At 37.3% G+C, this 15,830-nt stretch carries 15 protein-coding genes; 4 read left to right on the top strand and 11 right to left on the bottom strand.

Going from position 1 to position 15,830, the window contains the following annotated elements; translation table 11 throughout:
* Positions 1–3: 3 nt before the first annotated feature.
* The 5 genes from C6Y03_RS07275 to C6Y03_RS07255 form a co-directional block, all read right to left on the bottom strand.
* Positions 4–1,185, bottom strand: a complete 1,182-nt coding sequence (locus tag C6Y03_RS07275; protein WP_106039095.1) for a glycosyltransferase family 4 protein — start codon at positions 1,183–1,185, stop codon at positions 4–6.
* Positions 1,182–3,989 (bottom strand): CDP-glycerol glycerophosphotransferase family protein, encoded by a 2,808-nt coding sequence (locus C6Y03_RS07270; protein ID WP_106039094.1) that lies wholly within the window; start codon positions 3,987–3,989, stop codon positions 1,182–1,184. Before C6Y03_RS07270 ends, C6Y03_RS07275 begins: the two co-directional genes overlap by 4 nt.
* The gene (locus C6Y03_RS07265; protein ID WP_106039093.1) at positions 3,979–5,178 is read right to left on the bottom strand and encodes a hypothetical protein; all 1,200 of its coding nucleotides are present in this window, start codon (positions 5,176–5,178) and stop codon (positions 3,979–3,981) included. Before C6Y03_RS07265 ends, C6Y03_RS07270 begins: the two co-directional genes overlap by 11 nt.
* A gap of 217 nt (positions 5,179–5,395) precedes the next feature.
* Complete coding sequence (gene fumC, locus C6Y03_RS07260; protein ID WP_034659931.1) at positions 5,396–6,790, bottom strand: class II fumarate hydratase; 1,395 nt, start codon at positions 6,788–6,790, stop codon at positions 5,396–5,398.
* 89 nt (positions 6,791–6,879) lie between these two features.
* Positions 6,880–7,047: a YvzF family protein gene (locus C6Y03_RS07255; protein WP_003213147.1), complete on the bottom strand. Its 168-nt coding sequence runs from the start codon at positions 7,045–7,047 to the stop codon at positions 6,880–6,882.
* Positions 7,048–7,160: 113 nt separating this feature from the next.
* Between C6Y03_RS07255 and C6Y03_RS07250 the strand changes: the two genes are divergently transcribed.
* From C6Y03_RS07250 to C6Y03_RS07235, 4 genes are read left to right on the top strand one after another with little or no spacing between them, the layout of a single operon-like run.
* On the top strand, positions 7,161–8,585 hold the full coding sequence (locus C6Y03_RS07250) for a spore germination protein (RefSeq protein ID WP_066030421.1): 1,425 nt from the start codon (positions 7,161–7,163) through the stop codon (positions 8,583–8,585).
* On the top strand, positions 8,572–9,666 hold the full coding sequence (locus C6Y03_RS07245; protein ID WP_060597275.1) for a GerAB/ArcD/ProY family transporter: 1,095 nt from the start codon (positions 8,572–8,574) through the stop codon (positions 9,664–9,666). Before C6Y03_RS07250 ends, C6Y03_RS07245 begins: the two co-directional genes overlap by 14 nt.
* Positions 9,663–10,781 (top strand): Ger(x)C family spore germination protein, encoded by a 1,119-nt coding sequence (locus C6Y03_RS07240; RefSeq protein WP_106039092.1) that lies wholly within the window; start codon positions 9,663–9,665, stop codon positions 10,779–10,781. Before C6Y03_RS07245 ends, C6Y03_RS07240 begins: the two co-directional genes overlap by 4 nt.
* Before the next feature lie 40 nt (positions 10,782–10,821).
* Complete coding sequence (locus C6Y03_RS07235) at positions 10,822–11,190, top strand: hypothetical protein (protein WP_034659936.1); 369 nt, start codon at positions 10,822–10,824, stop codon at positions 11,188–11,190.
* 47 nt (positions 11,191–11,237) lie between these two features.
* On the opposite strand, the gene liaR is transcribed toward C6Y03_RS07235, so the two are convergent.
* From liaR to C6Y03_RS07205, 6 genes are all read right to left on the bottom strand, one after another.
* On the bottom strand, positions 11,238–11,873 hold the full coding sequence (gene liaR / locus C6Y03_RS07230; protein WP_034659937.1) for a two-component system response regulator LiaR: 636 nt from the start codon (positions 11,871–11,873) through the stop codon (positions 11,238–11,240).
* Positions 11,870–12,934: a two-component system sensor histidine kinase LiaS gene (gene liaS, locus C6Y03_RS07225; RefSeq protein WP_106039091.1), complete on the bottom strand. Its 1,065-nt coding sequence runs from the start codon at positions 12,932–12,934 to the stop codon at positions 11,870–11,872. Before liaS ends, liaR begins: the two co-directional genes overlap by 4 nt.
* On the bottom strand, positions 12,931–13,695 hold the full coding sequence (gene liaF / locus C6Y03_RS07220; protein ID WP_223260744.1) for a cell wall-active antibiotics response protein LiaF: 765 nt from the start codon (positions 13,693–13,695) through the stop codon (positions 12,931–12,933). The genes liaS and liaF overlap by 4 nt, the downstream gene beginning before the upstream one ends.
* Before the next feature lie 30 nt (positions 13,696–13,725).
* Positions 13,726–14,595: a LiaG family protein gene (liaG, locus tag C6Y03_RS07215; RefSeq protein ID WP_106030480.1), complete on the bottom strand. Its 870-nt coding sequence runs from the start codon at positions 14,593–14,595 to the stop codon at positions 13,726–13,728.
* 111 nt (positions 14,596–14,706) lie between these two features.
* Positions 14,707–15,369: a stress responsive protein LiaH gene (gene liaH / locus C6Y03_RS07210; protein ID WP_060597278.1), complete on the bottom strand. Its 663-nt coding sequence runs from the start codon at positions 15,367–15,369 to the stop codon at positions 14,707–14,709.
* Positions 15,370–15,384: 15 nt separating this feature from the next.
* A complete protein-coding gene (locus C6Y03_RS07205) occupies positions 15,385–15,777 on the bottom strand; it encodes a membrane protein (RefSeq protein WP_034659942.1) in 393 nt (130 codons plus the stop codon).
* Between the last annotated feature and the right edge of the window lie 53 nt (positions 15,778–15,830).

Genomic DNA, 15,830 nt, shown 5'->3' with positions numbered 1-15,830 from the left:
TATTCAACTCCTAATGTGGATACTAGATTTCTCGATCTCTCCAAATAAATCAATCCATTTATTTCCTATGTTCCTGGTTGAGAATCTCTTTACATTCTCACTTGCTTTTGCACCCATTTCTTTACGAATTAGGGGATTTTCAATTAAATAATTGATCGCTTCTGCTAATTGATCTATATTACCATTCTCTACAAGAATTCCATCATTATATGAATCTATTATTTCAGAAGGACCTTTTGGGCAGTCGAAACTAACAACTGGAACGCCACATTGCATTGCTTCAATTATGACCATACCAAAACCTTCATATCTTGAACTCAGAGCATAAATAGATGATTTTAATAATTCTTCTTGAATGTTATCAGTCGGGCCCATGAGATACACATGATTAAACAGTTCTTCTTTTATTAGTAATTCATTTAAATAAGCCTTGTCTTTCCCGACACCGAATATTTTCAATTTCCAATCTGGGTGTGTCCTGATTACTTGTTTAAATGATTGGATTAAAAGGTCAAAACCTTTCTGTTCGACTAGACGGCCTGCTGCTATAATTGTTTTGGAATCTAATGGTGACTGCAGTTCACCTATATCGGGAATTGAATTAGTTAGTTTTTTCACAACAAGTTTTGTATTTTTAAACATTTTCACATAATCAGCTGTATCATCATCAGTTAGGGTTAATAAATAGTCTAATTTAGGATAAAATTTCAGCATTGCTTGTTGCATATTTTTGGAGTAGATTGAAAAATTCAAATGCTCTTGACCGATTAATAAAACACCTTTATTTGCATACTTTGCAATTAATAGATTGAAGCTTGGTCGAGTAGATATCAAAACTCCATCTTTTATTGTTTTAATAAACGAATAGAGTTTAAAATCGGACATTAAAGAAAAAAAGTGGAGTGCCTCTTCTTCACGATGAATTAATATAGGTCTCTTCTTCAGTAGATAATTACCTATTTTAGTTTTAATATTTTTTCTTTGTCCATTCCAAGAAGTCACATCATGTAAGACCGTAATTTTAATTCTAGGATCAATATAGAAAAACTCTTTTCTTTGTCTCTTAAATAAAGAAATAATTTCAATATCTTCCCCTTTGTCTACAAGATAATTTGCAGTATTTAAAACGGTCCTTACAGTCCCTCCCATACCAAATATATTCATAACAAGAAAATATTTTTTCATTTTTCGCTCCTTCTGAACACTTCTTCTATTACGAGCTTCGAGGAATTCCCATTATCAAAATTACAATATTTATTTTTAAATTGATCATATATATCTTTATATAAAAATTCTATTTGCTTAATGTTATGAATCGCCTTAAATAACTCTTGCTCTGTAGTAACTATTGGTCCAGGTGCATTCTCCCTGAATTTAAAATAAAACCCTCTTAAATCAGAGGAATACCTGACAATGTCGTAAGCAAAGAAAATAATTGGTTTATTTGAGTTAGTAAAATCAAACATGACAGAAGAGTAATCGGTAATTAGTATATCGGATATCAAATACAGATATTTAATATCATCATAATTTGAGACATTAATAACTGCACCCTCATACTTACTAATCTGAGCACGTAATGCATCTCTATAATGGAGTCTCATTAATAAGACGTACTCGTCCCCAAATTTTTCAATAAAACGCTCAATATCAAATTTGAATTGAAAAGGTTCTGTTTGTTTATTATTATGGAAATCATAATCTCTCCAGGTCGGGGCATACAGAATCACTTTTTTGTTTGACTTAATTCCTAATTCCGATTTGATATCAATGATTTTTTTATTATTCTCTTGATAAAAAATATCATTTCTTGGATAACCAGATTCAATTATTTTATTTTTGTATTTAAAGGCACTCTTATACACTTCAGAAGTAAATGTATTAGGAGAAACAGCAAGATCCCACCTGTTATTTCTCTTCATTAAGTTATTCGAAGTGTTTTCTTTGTACGATGGCGAATTGGGACTTATATCAAATCCAAGTTTCTTTAACGGTGTACCATGCCAAGTCTGAATATGGTAAGTACCCTTCCTTTTTATATATACGTCTGGAAAATTCCCATTGTTTATAAAATATTTAGATCTCGCCAAATGATAAAAATACATTAAAGAACCAGGCTTTACAATAATAGTATTTTTATTAGAAGTAATTTCTTGTCTTCTGTTATTCAACACCCAAATATATTTATACGAGTCACCTTCTGATTGCATCATTTCTTCATAAATAGCTCTTGGGTTGCAAGAATAACTTTTTCCATGAAAACTTTGGAAAACTATCGCCCTTTTATTAATAGGTAAAATTTTATTGAAGATTTTATAAATAAATTTGTTATTTAACAGTTTTAAAAAGACTGAGTTTCCTGCTCTTATTTTGTCTTCCATTGAAAAAACTTCTTTTTGTGGATCAATATTAAGTTGTACATCGATAAAAAAATCGTTGAAAGAGATTTTTAATTTCACAAGATCGAAATGAATATTAGTCATCGTTTCTTTTAACGTTTCTAAAGGTACCTCTTCACTCCTAAACTCAAGAAAATAATCTGTTGATGCTCTAGACTTTTCAGATAACTTAACATGTCCTTTTAACTGCACTCTTTCTTGTTTATATGGAAGCTTGATAAAGAGAGAGGCTGGATATTGATCATCAAATGCTTGTCCATCCGAAGGTCTATTAAAATGTAAAAGTCCCTTTATTAGTAACTTATTTTGATCTATCATATACGATTGAATTGCTTTTTGAGTGGCCACTTTGCGAATTAATAGTGATAATTCGTTATTTAAAGTATAATATGGTTTAACAGATAATAATTCATCACTTTCGTCTTCTATCATACTTTGTGGGAGCGACACGATTGATTGTTTATTGATAATATCATCAAGTCGTTTAGCTACTCTAAAATTATCAACCTGTGTTGCAACAAAAATATCCCAAATCCCCGCATTTAACTTACTTGTTTTTATTAGTGAAGCTATGTTAATATGCAGAGTTTCTCTATTAATTGGTACTTCAACTATTTCTTTAGTTGAACGATTGATAAATAAAACATTATTAATACTAAATTCAACAGAATCAGAAGTTAATTCTCCAGCTAATCTCAAATAACCATCCTTGAAATACACACTTTCTAATTCATAGTGATCTTTTACTTCCATTATCCTTAAGAAAAAATCATTATTATTCAATTCCCTTTCAATGCGCTCAAAGCTGATGGTGTTATTTTCAAAATATACTGTTTTATTTGGTAAAATTGTATTACTATCCATTGATATAAGGACTGTCTGCTTTTCTGATTTCATCAAAACTTCAGCATAAAAAGAGATTTTCTCAGGTGTTCTCATGGAATATTTTATTTCCTCTAAATTAAGTTCAATCTCAAATTTATTCGCCTCTTCAATTTTTGTAATGTTCACTTTTTTGTTAAATAACGTACGGTTTTCTGAAGTCAAAATGAGATTTATCTCGTTAATCTGTTCTAATTCAATATTTTTTATAAGTCCTTCAAAAAGTAATATACTATTATTACTTTTAAAAGCTACCTTGTTTATTTGGCAATTGATTTCTAATTTAGAGATACGAATCGATAAATTGTCTTTAATAGTGGAATAAAAGGTTATCTCTTGCTGTTTGATTCTATCCAAATAAAAAGTCGAATCATATTTTGAAGTAATAGCATCATGTATTCTATATTCTTTTTTTTTAGAAACAACAAAAGCGTCCCAATACCCAACTTCTCTAAAACTTTCCTTATTTATAATATATGTAATATCGATATTGTCATTCTCTTGAATTTCTTTTGGTTTTGCTTTCACTTCTTGCTTTGTATACCTATTACGAAAAAGCAAAAAAAGTTGATTCATATTTAACTTCTCTCGCTTAATAGATTCATTAATCTTCACTTTTAATTCTATTAAACTTGTTTGACTGAGGTCAAAAGACTCCAAAGAGATCATTCTGGAGTTTTTAGGCTTCCACAATTTTTTAATAACCATTATTCGCACCTACTACTTGTTTTAATTTAAATATACTGTTAGAATCGTTCGTTTTTTTAAATTCAAATAATTTCTGTCCAATTAAATATTGCTGCTTTTGTTTATGAAAATCTAAAAATTTCAAAGGTATTCTAAACAAATTGGTCTCTCTTTCTATCTGAACATATATTTTTTTCCATTCGGAAAATTCATACTCTTTAATCACTTTCGGATTAATGTTAAACTGAAAAAATCCGTTGATGCTTTCGACTTGTGGGCAAATGCTAAAATATTCATTTTCACCTAACAAAGCTATTAAAGATATTCTCGTAACTTTATGTTTCTCTTGTTCTAAGGGTATTAGAATTGCTCCAGAGATAACGATAGTGTTATCAGTTTTTTCAATCGATGAGATCAAAGCTTCTGTTTCCATCTTTATTATTAAAGAGAGAGTATTATAAACTGTGCTAAATAATTTATATTTCAAACTTTCAAATTCAGCGTATTTATATTGATCTGAAAAGTTATAATAAAGTTTGAGATTAATATCAATTTCTTTTTTCTCATCAGTAAACCTTATATAAAAATCATATATTTCTCGCATCTCTTCCTGTGACAAAAAAACTTCTGGAATACTTGCATTCACTTTCCAATATAAATCAACATCTTGTTGTAAATTTAATTGTTTTACCAATACATCATTTTTGTATTTACCATAAGAATTTGGATGAGTTCTTTTTTTGAGGACTAAATATGTTTTAAAGAATGCTAAGTTAAGATTCTCCGCGACATCTAAGACCGCATTAAAAGTTTTATTCGTAAAATCTGCCGCTTTCACTTTCACTAAATTCTCACTTTTCACTAACGACATGCTTAGCAAGTTGTCCACTTCTTCACAAAATATTTCCATATTTAAAAACGGATTCACGTCAGATATAAATATGTGCTTAAAATTATCGTAGTTATACAGAGGTTTCTTTTCACCATTATTTAAATTTAAAATACAAAAATAGTACTCATCTTCATCATAATGGTGCAAGAAGTCTATATCCAATAAACATTTTTTTTCATTTCCACCTATCACACACGTCTTTAACTCTATCACCTTAGACTCATCACTTTTATTTATTAATACAATCTGCTCTTTTTTTTCGTCAAATTCTATATCTATCGTCTTAGAAGTCTTTTTATTCTTTATTTCAATTTCCAAGATTATTCCCCCATAATTTTTTAAAAACTGTAACACTCTAGATAAAAGAGTTAAATTACTCCCATATTTGTTCACATAATACAATATTCTAGCACATTTACAATCAAAAGTTAATATGATGTGAATTTGAAAAATAGTTCATTCTAATTAAATGATAAAAGACCTTTAGATCCCTGTTCAGGCTTCTAAAGGTCTTTTAATTTAATATAATAATTAATTATTTTGCTTTCGGTGTCACCATTTCTTCTGGTTTCACAAACTCTTCAAACTGCTCTTCTGTTAAGAGCTCTAATTGAAGTGCTGCTTCTTTTAATGTTAAACCTTCTTTGTGAGCAAGCTTTGCAATTTTCGCTGCATTTTCATATCCGATGTGCGGGTTGAGTGCCGTCACAAGCATCAATGAATTGTTCAAGTTTTTCTCGATTGTTTCTAGGTTTGGTTCAATTCCAACTGCACACTTGTCATGGAATGAGTTCATGCCGTCAGCAAGTAATTCAACTGATTGTAAGAAGTTATAAATGATGACCGGCTTAAATACGTTCAGCTCAAAGTTTCCTTGGCTAGCGGCAAAACCGATTGTTGCATCATTCCCCATGATTTGTGCTGCAATCATTGTTAAAGCTTCACTTTGAGTTGGGTTGACTTTACCTGGCATAATGGAGCTTCCTGGTTCATTTTCAGGAATGATCAATTCACCAATTCCGCAGCGCGGACCGCTTGCCAGCCATCTCACATCATTGGCAATTTTCATTAAATCAGCTGCAAGTGCTTTTAGGGCACCGTGTGCATACGTAATTTCATCATGGCTTGTCAGCGCATGGAATTTGTTTGGTGAAGAATTGAATGTTTGACCTGTCAGTTGGCTGATTTCCTCAGCGACATATTGTCCGAACTCAGGATGTGCGTTAATCCCTGTACCAACAGCTGTTCCGCCAATCGCAAGCTCTCTCATTTTTTCAGTTGATTCTAGGATCATTTCTTTTGAACGATCCAGCATGTACACCCAGCCGCTAATCTCTTGACCTACTGTCAGTGGTGTTGCGTCTTGCAAGTGCGTACGACCGATTTTAACAATCTCTTGATACGCTTTTGCTTTCTCATCAAGAGTGGCTCTTAATTGATCAATCGCCGGCAATAATTTTTTATACACAGCTAAAACAGCTGCCACGTGCATAGCAGTTGGGAATGTGTCGTTTGAGCTTTGGCTGCGGTTGACATCATCATTCGGATGAATGCTGAACTCACTATTTTTATCTTTCAAGTAAGCAGTTGCTCTATTTGCAACAACTTCGTTCATATTCATGTTACTTTGTGTTCCACTGCCTGTCTGCCATACAACAAGCGGGAAATGCTCGTCATACTTTCCGCTGATGATGTCATCACATACAGCAGCAATTGCTTCTGCTTTTTCGCTCTCAAGGTTGCCAAGACGTTCGTTGGCAATCGCCGTGCTACGTTTCAAAATTGCAAACGCATTCACAACTTCCTTTGGCATTTTCTCAGAACCGATTTTGAAATTTTCTTTGCTTCGTTGTGTTTGTGCACCCCAGAACTTGTCCTTTGGCACCTTGATTTCGCCCATTGTATCTTTTTCGATTCTAAATTCCGTCATTATGTATCCCTCCATAGCTTCTCATCACTCAACTCTATTCTATACAAAAAACCAAAATCCTTTAAGCGTTTTCAATTAAAATTTTATCTTTATTTTAATTTTAGTTCAATATAAACGCGGACATCTTTCGAATATTTGTATTTTGGGTTCGTTTTTCCGTAATCCTTTGATGTATATGTCACTTCATAATGCTTGTCAAACGACTGTAGAATACGGTCAATCTCCTCTTTTGTTCCTGCTAAACGAATTTGCGCCATCTTGTTTCCTCCAAAACCCTCATTCTTTCTTTTACCACAAAATAATGTAACACAGAATATTGTTTTTTCAAGCAGGTAATGCTAAGAAAAAGTTATTGAGGCGGGTGATCCTTTTGAATCAGACTCCATTGAAAGAGCACTTATACGATAATCTCTCCGTCATTCTCCCGCAATTAAAGGAAATGGACGATTTGGTTCATGAGAAAAAAACGCTGCCTCACGGGCAAGTCGTTTACTATTTATACATAAAAGAAATGAACGAAAAGATGGAGATTCAAACCTTTTTGAAGCTGCTTCTCCAAGATCATACGTCTCTCACAAAAGAGAAGCTGGAATCCAATTTATCGATGATGACCACACGTTCGGTGAAGACCTCTGAACAATTGGTCGATGCGATTTTTGAAGGGCATTGCGTGGTGCTCATTAATGGATTTCAGCATGCGTATATTTTAGAAACGCATGGAACGAAGAAACGCAGTTTAGGGGATGCTACCTCTGAAACAGTCGTGAGAGGACCAAAAATTGGCTTTATTGAAGATTTAAATACGAATTTAGCGCTTGTAAGACAGCGCTTGAAAAATCCTGATCTCAAAACCGTCGATATGAAGATTGGTCTACAGAAATACACTCAGGTGACCATCATGTACATCGACGGTATCGTTCAAGTGCCTGTTTTAAAGGAAGTCAAAAAACGGCTCAAGCAAGTCACCATTGATGATATACAGGACTCTGGTGTTCTTGAGGAGCTCATTGAAGACAATGTGTATTCTCCTTTCCCGCAAATTCAAAACACAGAACGGCCGGATAAAGTGGCATCTGCTTTAAATAATGGCCGGGTCGCCATCTTTGTCGATCATTCACCTTTTGTGTTAATTGTACCTGCATCCCTTGCGACAATTATGCAATCACCCGATGATTATTATGAAAGATGGATCGCCGCCTCTCTTATTCGTTTGCTGCGGTTTACCTCGATCTTTCTGACGTTATTTCTATCAGCCATTTATATTGCGCTTGTGTCGTTTCATCAAGGTCTTTTGCCAACCACTTTGGCTATTACAATCTCGAGCACAAGGGAAAATGTCCCCTTTTCACCCATTGTCGAGGCACTCATCATGGAGATGACCATTGAGCTGCTGCGGGAAGCTGGCTTAAGGCTGCCAAATCCGCTCGGTCAAACGATCGGACTTGTTGGCGGGGTTGTCATTGGACAGGCTGCCGTTCAGGCACATATTGTCAGCTCGATTATGGTGATTATCGTTAGTGTCATTGCACTTGCATCCTTTACTGTTCCTCAATATGGGATGGGCATGTCCTTTCGCGTGCTCCGCTTTGTGTCCATGTTTACTGCGGCTACCTTTGGTTTATATGGGATTGTGCTGTTTATGCTTGTACTCCTTACTCATCTCACGCGGCAAAAAAGTTTTGGCACGCCTTATTTCTCACCAGATTTTGTGTTCAGCTATAAAAACGAAGACAATTCCATTATTCGATTGCCTTTAAAAAATCAACAGAAAGGAGAACGACATGGTCAATCATAAAGAGTCGATTACCAGCTATCAGGCAAGTGCCATTATTGCCAATACAACACTAGGCGCAAGTATGATGATTCTACCAAGATCAATGGCTCAGGCTGCGGCTACACCTGACGGCTGGATTGCACTCTTACTCATGAGTGTCATTTACATTGTGTTTATTTTTGCAAATGTCCTCATGATGAAAAAAGTCCCCTTCTCCTCTTATTATGATTATACGAACGAGGGGCTTGGAAAATGGATTGGCGCTCTTGCCAACCTCTTGATTATTATTTATTTTCTTGGCGTCGCCAGCTATGAAGTACGAGCGATGTCGGAAATGGTGAAATTCTTTTTGCTTCAAAACACGCCTGTAGCGGTGACAATGATCAGCTTTATTATAGTTGGTTTTTATCTTGTGATTGGCGGGATTGGTGATTTAGCCAGGCTTTTTCCTTTTATTTTGATTGTGACGCTCATCATCTTATTTGTCGCTTACGGACTTAGCTTGCAAGAATTTAAGTTAGATAACCTCCGGCCCGTTTTAGGAGAGGGGTTCTCCCCTGTCTTCAATTCCTTTAATGCATCAGCCATATCGTTTGTCGGCATTGAAATGATGCTGTTTATGCCTGCTTATATGAACACGCAAAAACACACTTTTGCTTATGGAACAGTCGGCTTTTTGATTCCTGCGATTATTTATATTTTCACTTATATTCTTGTGATAGGTGCGCTGACGGTCAAAGAAACGGCGACTTTGACTTGGCCGACCATTGCCTTATTCCAATCGTTTGATATTCAGGGGATTTTTATTGAACGAATTGAATCATTTTTGCTTATCGTTTGGCTGGTTCAGCTGTATACAAGCTTTGTCGGATATACATTTTTTGCCGCAATCGGGGTATCCAGACTGACCAAGTTTCCTAAAAAGGTAGTCGTCGCTCTAATGGGAATTGTCATTTACTTTGCAGCGATTTTCCCAAAGGATGTCGATACAGTGCGAGATTATTTAACCTATGTGAACAACCTCTTTTTCCTGCTGTTCGGCATTCTCCCGTTTCTCTTATTTATTATCGTGTTTTTCAAAAGGAGGCGGAAAACAGCATGAAAAAGAAGGCAGCTTGTGCTCTATTGACGCTGGTTTTATTATGCGGTTGCTGGGATAGTATAAATATTGAGGAGCTCAACATGGCGATTGGGTTTGCAGTAGATAAAGGGGACCAAGGACATAAATTAAAGGTGTCTATGCAAGTCCTCGTTCCTCAAAAGATTGATCAGGAAGCAAGCGTCAAAGACCCTACGAAAATCATTGAAACAAGCGGGGATTCTATGCATCAAATTTTCCGCACAACGGCGCTGAAAAGCCACCGCATTTTCGCCCAGCAGCTAAGGGTGTATTTGTTTTCTGAGGAGCTCATCAATGAGAATAATTTCGACCTCGTCATTAATCAATTCATTCGAGACAATGAAACGCGGAGAGGAAGCCTCGTCTTTATGACCTCTGAGAAACCTGGGGACATGCTGAAAATCAATGACAACGGACAGCCAGCCTCTTCGACCTTATACGATCTTTCAGAAAACAGAAAAACGACCATTTCCATGTTCAAGACGGTCTCATTAGGAGATATTTCTTCTGCCATGCAAAACAATGTATCTTTTGCTCTTCCGAAAGTCAGCGTCGATCAAGGAAAATTAATATTCGACGGTGCCTCTATTATTAAGAATAGACGATTTCTCACCAATATCTCTCCGTCAGCAGTGGAGTCATATAATTTGTTAACAGGGGACGGAGAAGGCGGGGTCATTGAATTTGAATATGATCACAGCCTCTATTCTTTTGAGATTTTCAAAATCAAGCACCATATCAAAACCCATAAATCAGCCAGTGGAAAATATCAATTTGATGTGTCAGTGGAGCTTGATGGGCGATTGTCTGAGGATTGGAATGAACGCGAAAACGCTTTTAATGAAAAGTATCTCAGAGAAATCGAAGGCGTTGTCAAGCGTCGATTAGAGAAAAGCGTTAAAGATTTCATCGAGGAATTACAGCATGAGATCAAAGCAGATATTTGCGGGTTTTATCAAAAGGCGAGTATTGCCTTCCCAAAGGACTTTCGAAAAGAAGCAAAACATTGGGATGAGATATTTAGTGAATCAGATATTCGTTACAAAGCAAATGTGAAAATCCGTGACTTCGGGACTAAGGGCGCAACACAATCCTGATAGAGTATGTTAAAATGGTAAGAAAAAAAGGGTGTCAATCATGAAACGAGCTTTACTTTCGGCCGGCATTCTATTTTTGATTCTAGGAATACTCCTGTTAGTCGTTGTATTCATGCAATCAAAAGAAGATTTCTTCATTGAAGCCGACAGCTTTTCGAGCACATTTTTGATCGTGATTTATTATGGACAAACTCCTGCGCTCCTTCTTATTGGAGGCGGTTTATTCGTCGGACTTTCACAGATCATTGGTTTGCAGGAGAAAAAAGCAGCAGTGGCAAAGGAGAGCGTACAGCTATTATCCGAGATGAAGAAAGCCCTAGAAGACAAATCGGCCGAGGAGCAGGAGGCTTTTCCAGTTCCTGAGCTCCATCAACTATCCGAACGTCCGATCACAGGACAGAAGGACTAATTTTACGCATGTTCTAGCAGCTTTCATTTGAAAGCTGTTTTTTTATTTTATTGAATCAGCTTGTGACGATGCGCATACACAGCCGCTTGCGTCCGGTCTTCTACATCGAGTTTGGAAAGAATGTTGGTAATGTGTGTCTTCACTGTTTTAATTGTAATAAATAGTTCCTCGGCAATGACCTTATTCGATTTTCCATCCGCAATCAGCTTCAAGATTTCCATTTCTCTTGCTGTTAATGCATCATGAAGGATCGATCCATTTGAGGAATGACGGAGTTTATTCATGACTTTTCCAGCCACTTTTGATTCAAGTCTTGGTTCGCCGATACTTGCAGACCGAATGGCATCCGCAATTTCTCCTGCCTTGGATGTTTTTAATAAATAGCTTAAAGCACCTGCCTCAATCACTGGATAGACTTTATCATCGTCAATAAAGCTCGTCAGAACGATAATTCGAGCATCTTCAATTTCTTGGCAAATTCTTTTCGTTGCTTCGATGCCATCCATTCCTTCCATGACAAGATCCATTAAAATCACATCTGGCTTTAATTCAACCGCAAGCTCTACACCTTTTTGTCCATCTGACGCTTCACCAATGACTTCAATATCAGCCTGCGCCTCTAAAAAGGCAGCAAGCCCCATTCTCACCATTTCGTGATCGTCAATTAAAAGTACTCGAATCATCGAACGTTCTCTCCTTTTCCTTCATCAAAAATGGGGACCTTCACATCGATTTGTGTTCCTTTTCCCTCAAATGACATAATCTCTGCGACACCGCCTACTTCACTTGTTCTTTCACGAATCGATTCAAGTCCGTAGGAAGCTGTCTTCACATGATCTGTTTGAAAACCGATCCCATTGTCGATAATCTTCAGCTGCACCTGCCGATTTCGAATGAGCAGACGTACCGTCACCTTTGTCGCCTTTGCATGCCTGAACACATTTGATAGGGCTTCCTGTACAATTCGGAAGAGGTGATCCTCTACTCCTTTAGACAGCGGAACATCATCTTCTATTTCCCAATCAATATCAATCGGCTGCTTTGCTTGAAATTCATTTAGGAGTTCAATCAAGCCTTTTTTCAAGTCTTTTCCTTCAAGGGTGATCGGTCTTAGATGAAGCAAAAGCGCACGCATTTCATTTTGTGCATCGCCAGCCATTCGTTCGACTAGGCGCATTTGCTTTAAAATCTTTTCATCCTTTTCCTTCATGCCTTCAAGAATAGCAGAGGTCATCATCGAAATCGCAAACAACTGCTGGCTGACCGCATCATGCAGTTCTCGTGCTAGACGCTGACGTTCTTCTGAGACGACCGATTTCTTCATTTGCACCTGCCATTCAGCCCGCTCATTCGAGAGCTTTTGCAAAGAGGCTACTTGTCCTTCAACTCGTTTCGCCATTTCATTTAATTGATCTGCCGCTAAGCCAATTTCATCGTCGCCAAGAGATGGCAGTCTGTATGCAAAGTTCCCATTTTCAAACTTTAAAATCGACTCTACAAGCTGATCAAGACGCTTCTTATGCTGATAGCCAAATACATGCGAGGCAGAAACCCCAATGGCAATACTAATGATCAGTAAAATACAAAAAAACGGGATGCCGAACCAGCGGGTAGAGAGGAGAATCATCGGATCAAGCTGATAATAAAAAAACATAGGCAGCATCGTCATGATGACAACACCAAGCGAGATCCCTACTCCAAGACGAATAGATTGCCACTGGATACCTAGATGGAGTTTCCTCATAAGTATCTCACATCCACATCTCCGATCAGTAAAGAGATGGAGATTTTCACTTTTCGTTTGCTCTCATCGTAATTGTTGGTCATCACATACACTTTACTGCCGAATCCGCTTCTTTTTTCATCGATAATTTTCATATCACCAATTGCAGCTGAAGCACTCACACATACTTCAATATCCTGCGGTACGTAAATATCCACATCTCCGATGAGCCCGCTAATCACGATCGTGCTCTCTTCTTCTGCGATAATGGCCTTTGATAAGTCGATTTTGACATCCCCGATAAACCCTGAAATCGTCAAATCACTTAATTGAAACGGCTTTTTCATCAGCCTGACTTCACCGATAAAAAAGTCATGCTCTTTGCGCGGCTTTGTCTGGCTCTTTGTTTTCTTTTGGTCGCCCTCTTTTTCAAGATTGACTTTCAGTGAAGGCTTTCTATCGTCCGATGCTTCCTTTTTATCGACATCAAAAACGGGTTTGTTTTTCAATAAACGATAGCCGGCATATATCAAAAAGGCCGCAAATAAATATCCTGTGAGACTAAATGTAATATTGAGCAGAAATTTTAAAAAGAGAAAGCCGGCAAAAATATAGGAAACTGAACCGAGCCAACGTTTGGATCTTGAGTGCAGCCAATAGCCAGCCAGCGCAAAAAACACAGGCCAAAACAAATCGGCTCCGATCCCAATAATTTTGAGAAATAGATTAATACCAAAAATCACGACAATGATGCCTAAAATTTGATTCCTTGAAAAACGCAGTTGACTCGCCTCCTTCCTTTCTTCCGTTCATTACCGCAGCTTTAAGTTTCCACTTGTCATTTCAATATCGACTAAGTGTGTTCCTTTTCCCCGCGTGCCTGTAAATCCGCGTCCTTCACTATCCACTTGATCAAATTGATAGGAATGATCGACACTGCCACTTGTTTTTTTCACCCGGACATTGAAATCTCCTTCATCCGGTAAATTAAATTTGGCACTGCCTGATGTCATATGAAAGGAGACAGGTGACGCAATGGTATCAAAACTTGCCGTTAATCTACCGCTTGTCATGCCTAGTTGCAGCTCCCCTTTGACATCTTTAATATCGGCACGTCCCGAGGTTGCCCCAATATCACTATTTTTCGCATCGATGTGAGACACGGAGAGTCTGCCCGATGTCGCTTTGATTTCTACATTTTTTGCTGAGAAATTCTCGGCTTTGAGGTTTCCGCTTGTTGATTTGAGCGTCACATCTTGAAGAGACAGCTTCCCTTCGCCATCCATCTCGCTGACCCCGCTTCCACCCGTAATCTTCACATTTTTATGATAATCTGTTGGAATTTTGACTAAGAGTTCTCCTTTTTCAAATGAGGAGAAAAACAAGAATCCTTTATTTTCAGCACGGACGTTGAATGTACTGCCTGTTTGGTCCGCATACATTTTCCCTTTCCCATTAACGACAATCACGGAAATATCGGAACGATTTTCAGGCTTTACCTTCACGCGAAACCCAGAAAGAGAGATATCTAATTGATCAATTTCATCTTTTTTCGCTGAAGCTGTTGTGACTGCTTTTTCACGGGAGAAACTCAAATGAAAGAGATCTTCATTTTTGAAAAGCATCCCAATCATTAAAAAGACACCTACAAGTATACAAATTAGACCGATTAACCGCTTCATTCGTACCATCCTTTTATCTTCTGACCTTTTCATTATAAGGAAAAGCGAAACAGAAAGAAATCAAATATCGGAAGAAAAATCCTGCTTTTCTTCCGATCTGACATCGATTCCTTAGTTTGCTTGCTGCTCAGGCTTCTTCTCCAGCTTGAGCTTCTGCCATTCTTTTTCAACCTCATCCGCATAGTCTAGATGAGCATATGCTCCTTGATCGGCAAATTGTGCATAGCTGCCCGCTTTTGTCTCCATTTCTTCGATACGGTTCTCCATTCGAAGAAATTCCTTATATGCACTTTCACTGTCTACTTTGTTCATGGATTCGTTCATATGCTGCTTTGCCTGTGCAGCATTTGCTCTTGCAATCAGAGCCTGCTTCTTGTCTTTAATATCACGCAGCTTCGTTTCTAACTGCTGCAATTGCTCTTTCAGCTCTTTCAATTGTTTCACAGAGTGCTGATAAGCTTCCTGATATTCCTGGTGCTTTTCTTCAAAATACTTCATTTCTGTGAGCGCTTTTCGTGCAAGTTCCTCTTCTCCCGCATGATATGCCAGCTCAGCCTGCTTCTTTCTTTTATCAGCAAATGCTTCTGTCTCTTCTGCTTTGTGCAGGAAGCCTTGTTGAATCGTTTGCTGTTTGATGATCGCATGTTTCGCTTTGGCAATATCGTCCTCCATATCACGAACGTACTGATTCAGCATGACACGCGGATTCTCCAATTTATCTAAGCCTTCATTGACCGTTGCAACAAACATATCTCTTACTCTTCTGAATACCATTTGATATTCCTCCTCTTATTTTTTCTTTAAAAAGTCTTCCCATTCTTGATCAAATGACGTGTGAATAGGTTCTTCCATTTTCGGTGCCGTGTTTGGCTCCATATATGATCTGCTTGATGATTCTTTTGCCTGTTCACCATTGATCATCGTCCAGCCGAAGTAGAGAAGCCCCCCAGCCAATGCGATTCCAAGGATAAATGGCAGAGATTGCACAACAATCAGTACACCAATGACCGCTAGAATGACACCGAAGGTTTGACTGCCTTTCTCATATTTCTTTACACCTACATAGATGAGCCATGCCCCAATCAGAATCGGGATCAGCCCTCCTAGTGAACCACCGAAGAAGATGGATAGACCGACAAACATTAAAATCGAACCGATGATGGTTTTACTTGTTATTTTCATCTTCATGCCTCCTTTCTTGCTCCTTGCTTTTACTTTAGTCAAAAAAGAGAGCT

The organism is Bacillus sp. LNXM65, from assembly GCF_002998575.1.
Taxonomy (GTDB): Bacteria; Bacillota; Bacilli; order Bacillales; family Bacillaceae; genus Bacillus.
Note: the sequence above shows the minus strand (reverse complement) of the source record. Positions and strands in the feature narration are given on the sequence as shown.